This window comes from Occallatibacter sp. (assembly GCF_049802275.1).
Lineage (GTDB): Bacteria > Acidobacteriota > Terriglobia > Terriglobales > Acidobacteriaceae > Telmatobacter.
Genome location: NZ_JBARMD010000700.1, coordinates 1 through 6,627 on the forward strand (window position 1 = coordinate 1; position 6,627 = coordinate 6,627).

The 6,627-nt window shown below is 54.7% G+C and carries 6 protein-coding genes; 3 read left to right on the forward strand and 3 right to left on the reverse strand.

Features of this window, described 5'->3' with window-relative positions; all coding sequences use genetic code 11:
- The 3 genes from WA354_RS23580 to WA354_RS23590 all read right to left on the reverse strand — a co-directional run.
- Positions 1 to 1,194 (reverse strand): multiheme c-type cytochrome (locus tag WA354_RS23580; protein WP_472815472.1); only part of this gene is annotated, 1,194 nt, incomplete at its 3' end.
- A 63-nt stretch (positions 1,195 to 1,257) separates the two neighbouring features.
- On the reverse strand, positions 1,258 to 1,668 hold the full coding sequence (locus WA354_RS23585) for a hypothetical protein (RefSeq protein WP_472815473.1): 411 nt from the start codon (positions 1,666 to 1,668) through the stop codon (positions 1,258 to 1,260).
- A gap of 39 nt (positions 1,669 to 1,707) precedes the next feature.
- Positions 1,708 to 1,986 (reverse strand): hypothetical protein, encoded by a 279-nt coding sequence (locus tag WA354_RS23590; protein WP_472815474.1) that lies wholly within the window; start codon positions 1,984 to 1,986, stop codon positions 1,708 to 1,710.
- 416 nt (positions 1,987 to 2,402) lie between these two features.
- Between WA354_RS23590 and WA354_RS23595 the strand changes: the two genes are divergently transcribed.
- From WA354_RS23595 to WA354_RS23605, 3 genes are all read left to right on the forward strand, one after another.
- On the forward strand, positions 2,403 to 3,911 hold the full coding sequence (locus WA354_RS23595) for a sulfatase family protein (RefSeq protein WP_472815475.1): 1,509 nt from the start codon (positions 2,403 to 2,405) through the stop codon (positions 3,909 to 3,911).
- A 377-nt stretch (positions 3,912 to 4,288) separates the two neighbouring features.
- The gene (locus WA354_RS23600; RefSeq protein WP_472815476.1) at positions 4,289 to 5,332 is read left to right on the forward strand and encodes an Lnb N-terminal periplasmic domain-containing protein; all 1,044 of its coding nucleotides are present in this window, start codon (positions 4,289 to 4,291) and stop codon (positions 5,330 to 5,332) included.
- Positions 5,333 to 5,365: 33 nt separating this feature from the next.
- Positions 5,366 to 6,627, forward strand: a 1,262-nt coding sequence (locus WA354_RS23605; RefSeq protein ID WP_472815477.1) for a patatin-like phospholipase family protein, incomplete at its 3' end; no start/stop codon positions are given.

Sequence of the window (6,627 nt, forward strand, 5' to 3'; positions counted from 1 at the left end):
GTAGACCTTGATCCAGTGGTTTCGCATCTTCGCATGAACTACCTGACCTGCCGATTTTGAGACGATCACATTGGTTTCTTCGATGGGCATGTGGCAGTTAATACAATTGTTCGCAATCTGGTGGCCCAACGATTTGGACATGCCGCAGCTTTGCCACTGATGGCAGGTGAGGCACTTCTGTGAATAGGATTCGGCTGGCCGCCCGGTTGTATGGACGTCGTGGCAGGTCGAGCAGCTCATCTGCGGAGACGAACGATAGCATTTGCTCCGCTGAAGCAGTCCGACTTGGTTGCCGTGGACATCGGGATGCTCTACGTCGGGAGATGGGAGTTGCTTGAAATATTCACTCAGCGGCTGGCCTGGAAGATAAGAGAAGGTTGGCGCCAGGGCTTCTCTCTGAATCCCATTGTGGCATTCAGCGCATAAATCAACCTGCCGATCGCGCGAAAACTTTGCCGGATTCAGAATGTCGTTTTTATTGGCATCCTTCGACGCGGTTCCATGCTGCATTTCTTGTCGAACATGACTCGCTCCGGGGCCGTGACAACTCTCACACGAGATGCCGACTATCAGGCTCTCCCGGTCATATCGGTTCGTTGCGGGGTCGGCTGAAAGAGCTCGTATATATGTGGCGTGGCACTCCAGGCAGGCGGGATTCACGGGACGGGAAAACTCTGCGGTGCCATCGATGTAGCCGGGGCTGTTGATCCATCGATGCCCGTCGCTCCAATAGCTCACCGGTAATTCGAAGAGACGATCGCGGTGCCAATACAGATATGTCTGACCTCGAACTCCGGATCCTGTGACAAGGTCGATGGGTTCGGTCCTCCGAACAATGTCGGAGTTCCACCCTGTCATCGCGGTCTCGAAGAATCCGCCGTTTTTGGACTCCATAAGAAACTCAAGTCCGGGTTCAGCGGAATGCGCTGCATCCACGATCGTGAGCGAGTTAGCGCCCTGGCGAAAGGACCCGAGCACCGAAGTGGCTGTGGGGAGTTGGGAGGTCAGGTGGTGGGGGGTGTGCTGGTAACTCTGGCTCAGCTGGCGGTGACAGGATACGCAACTGGCATCGCCGACATAGGAGGCTCGATCCGTTTCCTGACTCGTTTCTTGCGGTGAAGCGGGAGCACCTGCCAGCTGCGCGAAAGCATATCCAGCTATCGCGACACTACATAACAGTTTGGTTCGGATCATTCGGAACGGTCCCCACCTGACAATACCGCGTACCCCAAAGAACATCTCTCTTATCAACCGATTCTAATGTTTGGAAGCTGCCGCTTCCTGATTCATCTCCACTTTCAAGCTCTTAGCCAACTTCTCGACCTGTTCAGCCTTTTTGAGCACTGTGAGAGAGAGACTTTCCTTGTAGGTCTTGCCCACTTCCGCGCGCAAGTCTGCGGACAACTGAAACAGCTTTTTCGTGTCTGCTTCAATCTGCGCCAGTCTGACTTCTTCGGGCGTGGAAGGTGTGGAGGATTGGGATTTGGGGTCAGCGGCGGGGGTAGGATTTGGATCATGAGTGGTTGGTCTCGCCTGGGATTTCGGTTGGACCGGATTCGGGTTGGCGGCATCGGACTGGGAATGCATAGGGACCGTAAAAACCAACGACAACAGGGCAAGCAGGAGGCCCGCGCAGATCAGTTGCGGATTTTTCAGAGGCCATACCATTGATGATTCCTCGCGTATCGCGACTGCTGCAAAGCGGCGCTAATTAACTTTCATTTTTTCCTGCACGCTTTGTGCAAGCTTTTCGATCTTCCCTGCTTTGGCAGCGTTGGCCGACATAGAGCTAGTCTTTTTGGTGGAGAGGATATCCTGCTGGAGTTGTTGGGCCAACAACAAAATCTGGTTCGACTCGAGCCAGATTTCCCGGGCGCGAAGCTGATTTTGAATCGAGAATGCTTCCTGCTTCTTCTGATCCGCCTGGTTATCGCCGTAGACCTTCTCAAGATCGGGCTCTCGAGGAGTGGGATTGGGAATGATCACCTGAGTTGGCTGGCTCGGGCTCTGCCCAAAGGCAGCTCCAGTGCACAGGAGAAATGCACATAGAAGGAAACTGCCTGAGCTCAAATTCCGGGAAGGACCTCGCATAAATCCTCGCTCAATCAACTGCAATCTAAACAGAGATTCGCATTCCCGGTCCAGACATTTTTTGCATCGCCATCGGCACGTCAAACCGCAGGAATTAGCCCTGATTTCGCGGCGATTTGAGGAATCTGGCGGCTTATCGGCGGCGAGCCACACCATCGGAACGCCGGCTGGAAAATCATGCGCAGGCAAAACTCAGTCCGCAGATTCCAAATTGCTTGACACCGCACAGCCGAAGGGAATATCAGGTTAGATTCACGCATCAACATCTGAAAAGCTTGTTACCAGAATCGCCGCCAGCCAGGACACAATTCATGGACAGTCGCCGAACAATTCTGAAGTACCTTGCCGCCACAGGAGCGTCAACCTGCGGGCTCAATGCCCTGGCGTCGTTTGCCGAGCAACTCAAGGCTGAGGGCAATAAGCCGAACATCGTTTGCATCGTCGGCGAAGGCCTCCGCTGGGATGAGCTGTCCTCGACTGGCAACAAGATCGTTCAGACGCCGAACCTCGATCGTATCGGCCGGCAAGGCTGTACCTTCAAGAACGCTTTCGTGGTCAATGCGCTTTGCCTACCGTCGCGGGCGACATTTTTGACGGGCTTGTATTCGCACACCACTGGCGCCGTCTCCAATGTCGAGGGTAAAATTCCCGATCGCTTTCCGCTGGTCTCGGATCTGCTCCAGAAGGCTGGATATGAAACTGCCTTTCTCGGCAAGTCCCACATCGAAGGCGCGCTGATGGATCACTACTGGGACTACTACTTCGGATTCGTTGGGCAGGCGGACTACTATCGCCCCAAAATCACCGAGGGCATCGCCGGAAAGTATGCGCCGGCGAGGATATATGAAGGCGAATATGTCGATACGCTGCTGACACGCAAAGCCATTGATTGGCTCAAGCAGCCGCGCACCAAGCCCTTCTGCATGTTCTTGTGGTTTTATGCACCCCATGCGCCGTTTTACCGGCCAAAGGACATGGTCAACGACCTCAATGGAGTTCCGATTCCCAAGCCCAGGTCATTCGACGAGAATTTGGACGGCTATCGGGGAAAGCCTCGCGCAGTCGCTGATGCGGACAACAAGATCGGCTACTCCGAAGTCTTCAGCGACGATCCCCGATCGCTCGAAGAGCTAGTCAAGGACCACTATGTTGGAGTTGAGGACAATGATCGAAACGTCGGCGCCGTCTGGCAGGAGCTCGAGCGACAGAAAATCGTCAACGACACCGCGGTCCTGCTCAGTTCCGATCACGGATTTTTTCTTGGCGAGCATCACCTCTATGACAAGCGGCTCATGTACGAGCCGTCCATCCGGGTTCCGATGATGATCAGCTACCCGGGCCGCGTCAAGGCCGGGGCAAAGTCAGATGAGATGGTCCTCAACCTCGACATGGCGCCAACACTTCTTGAGATCGCCGGGTTGCCGGTTCCCGCCGAGATGCAAGGCAAGAGCATGCTTCCTCTGGCCGAGGGGCACGCCAACATCCCATGGCGCAAAGACTGGCTCTACGAGTATTACGAATATCCCGGATTCGAGAACGTGCGACCCTGCCGTGGTGTGAGGACAGACCGGTACAAGCTGATCCATTTCTTTATCGAGCCGCAGGAATTCGAACTCTACGATCTTCGTACTGATCCGGACGAGATGAACAATCTTTATGGAAAGCCAGAGTATGCAGAGCTCACGGCGCATCTCAAGGAGCGCCTTACAGCGCTACGGGCAGAGACCCACGATACTTATCAATACAAACCGAGCGGCATCCCATTGCATTGGGACCTCGGCACGCAAAGCGAATCGGGGCTGGTCAAGCAGCCCAAATGATATGCATCCTTAAGATGACCCGAAGATGACCTGGTTGCCGCCGCCAAGGTGATTTGGCCGATTCTGCCGGGCGGCGTGACGACCGGCAGAATCTCGCCCGCAATCGATCGTCTTTCAGGCAATCGAACTCCGTTCGTGAGGGCATTCGCTTGTTTCATTCAGGCCTGTCAACATTGACAGTTTGCGGACCTGGATGGACCCTATAGATTTGCCATAAGAATGTGACAGCTCCTGCCTCAAACTTGCCCGCTCAAACAGGCACGGTGACCCGGTCGGTTATTGCGTTCTTTCCGGGTGATAACGTCCTGCCGGCGAAGGAAATGGCTCCATTTTGAAGCATCAACCAATTGATGTTCGGAGACTGAGATGAGGACAAGGTGAAGAATTCTCCCGACCTCGATCGTCGTGAGGCATCCCCTGTCTGGCTGAGAGTGCTGCGGAGGGTTGGAACCACGGCCCTGTGGCTTATTCTTGCGGTGCTGACTCTGTGGGCACTCGCTGCTCTTTACATTGATACGCGGATTGCGGCATGGCGCATTCCACTGACTCTGATCTACGGTATCGGAATTTTCGTAATACTGTTCCGGTTCAAGTGGTCAGCCAAGGCTGCGGCATTGTGTCTCGCGGCTTTTTGTATTGTGCTCGTGTGGTGGTTCAGCCTGAAGCCTTCGAACGATGAGAATTGGCAGCCTGACGTTGCTCGCACCGCATGGGTGGGATTCGACGGCGATCGGATTACAATTCACAATTTGCGAAACTGCAGCTATCGCAGTGAATTCGTTTACGAAAACTGCTGGAGCGACCGGACCCTCGATCTTTCACAGATCAAGGGCGCCGATTTATTTCTGACGAACTGGGGACTAAGTTTCGCCAGCCACCCGATCGTCAGCTTTCAATTCGGAGACAAGCAGCATGTTGCGTTCTCGATCGAGGCGCGTTACAAGACCGGCCAGTCATACTCGACAATTCTTGGGTGCTTTCGTCAGTTCGGGCTGATTTTCGTTGCGTCGGACGAGCGCGATGTGATTCGTTTACGCACTAACTACCGAAAAGATGAAGAAGTATACATGTACCGCATCCAAGTACGACCAGAAGTGGCGCGAGCGATGTTCCTTACCTATGTCACGTATTTGAACAAACTGAACGATCACCCCGAGTGGTACAACGAACTGACTAGAAACTGCACGACAACGATCCAGAAACCGCTTGCTGCCAACACTGACAACCCCCAGCCTTGGACCTACCAATACATATTGAACGGCAAACTGGATGAGCTGCTTTACGATCGGGGACGACTGGTCACCGGGGGGCTTCCATTTTCAGCATTGAAATCACGTGAGCACATCAACGCCGCAGCCCGGGCGGCCGGCGACTCTCCTGATTTCTCCGAGCTGATTCGAGCCGGGAGAATTGGATTCTGAGCCGCACTTGAGATTGAAGAATCGGAGACCGCCATGAATCGGAATTGCCTTGGTCGGACGGAAGTCGCTCGTCGACGTTCTTGTATTCTTTCCCTCAAAATCGGCGTCGCTCTCTTTGCGCTAATCGGGTCTTCAGTCGTTTCCGTGGGACAAAGTGAACCAGAGACGCCGAAGCGGTTGAAGATTGGGGTGGCGCTCGAAGGCGGGGGCGCCCTTGGGCTAGCCCACATCGGGGTGCTCCGGTGGTTTGAGCAGCACCACATCCCGATTGACTATCTCTCCGGAAACAGCATGGGTGGTTTGGTTGGAGGCCTCTACGCCACGGGCCAGAGCCCCGATCAAATTGAACGAACCGTCAAGGGAATGGACTGGCCGCTGCTCCTCGGAGGAGTAACGCCCTTTGAAGACCTCTCATTCCGCCGCAAGGAAGATGCGCGCGAAGTTCAAAGTACCTTGGCGATCGGCTTCAAGAAAGGGGCGTCACTCCCATCCGGAATGAATGCCGGACATCAGATCAGTCTTCTCATTGACCGCGAAACGCTGGCTTACTCCGACGTCAAATCGTTCGATGATCTGCCCATCCCCTTCCGCTGCGTCGCCACGGATCTGGTGACCGGAAAGGCCCACGTATTCTCTACCGGTCCGCTGGGTTTGGCGATGAGATCGACGATGTCGCTTCCGGGAATATTTGCTCCCGTCCGGGACGGAAAAAGCTTGCTCGTGGATGGCGAATTGGTAGACAACCTGCCTACGGACCTGGCACGCGAGATGGGTCCTGATGTCGTTATCGCGATTCATCTCCAGGTTTCTCCGACAACAGCTGATGATCTTCAGTCTCTCTTCGGTGTTCTCGGACGGTCAATCCAGATCAGCTCCGCGGCCTCGGAAGTTCGAGGAATGGAGGCTGCCGATATCGTCGTCAAAGTGGATGTTCAAAAATTCACAGCCCTGGATTTCAACCAGGCCGACGCACTCATCCAACAGGGCATGGAGGCAGCACAAGAGAAAGCCAAGGTCTTGCAGCCCTATGTACTTGATCAGGCTGAGTGGGACGGATACGTGGCTCAACGCGATGCGCGCAAAAGGGGACCGGTAGCCGCCCCGCAATTTGTGAAGGTCGAAGGCAGCACGCCACTCCTGAACAAGAAGATCGAGACAAAACTCCAGCCGATGGTGGATAAGCCGATCGACACTAAAAAGCTGGACAGCGACCTCACCCTGTTGACTGGCATTGGGAGATTCTCAAGCGCATCCTACAATATGACGGAGATTGACGGGCAAACCGGCCTGATGGT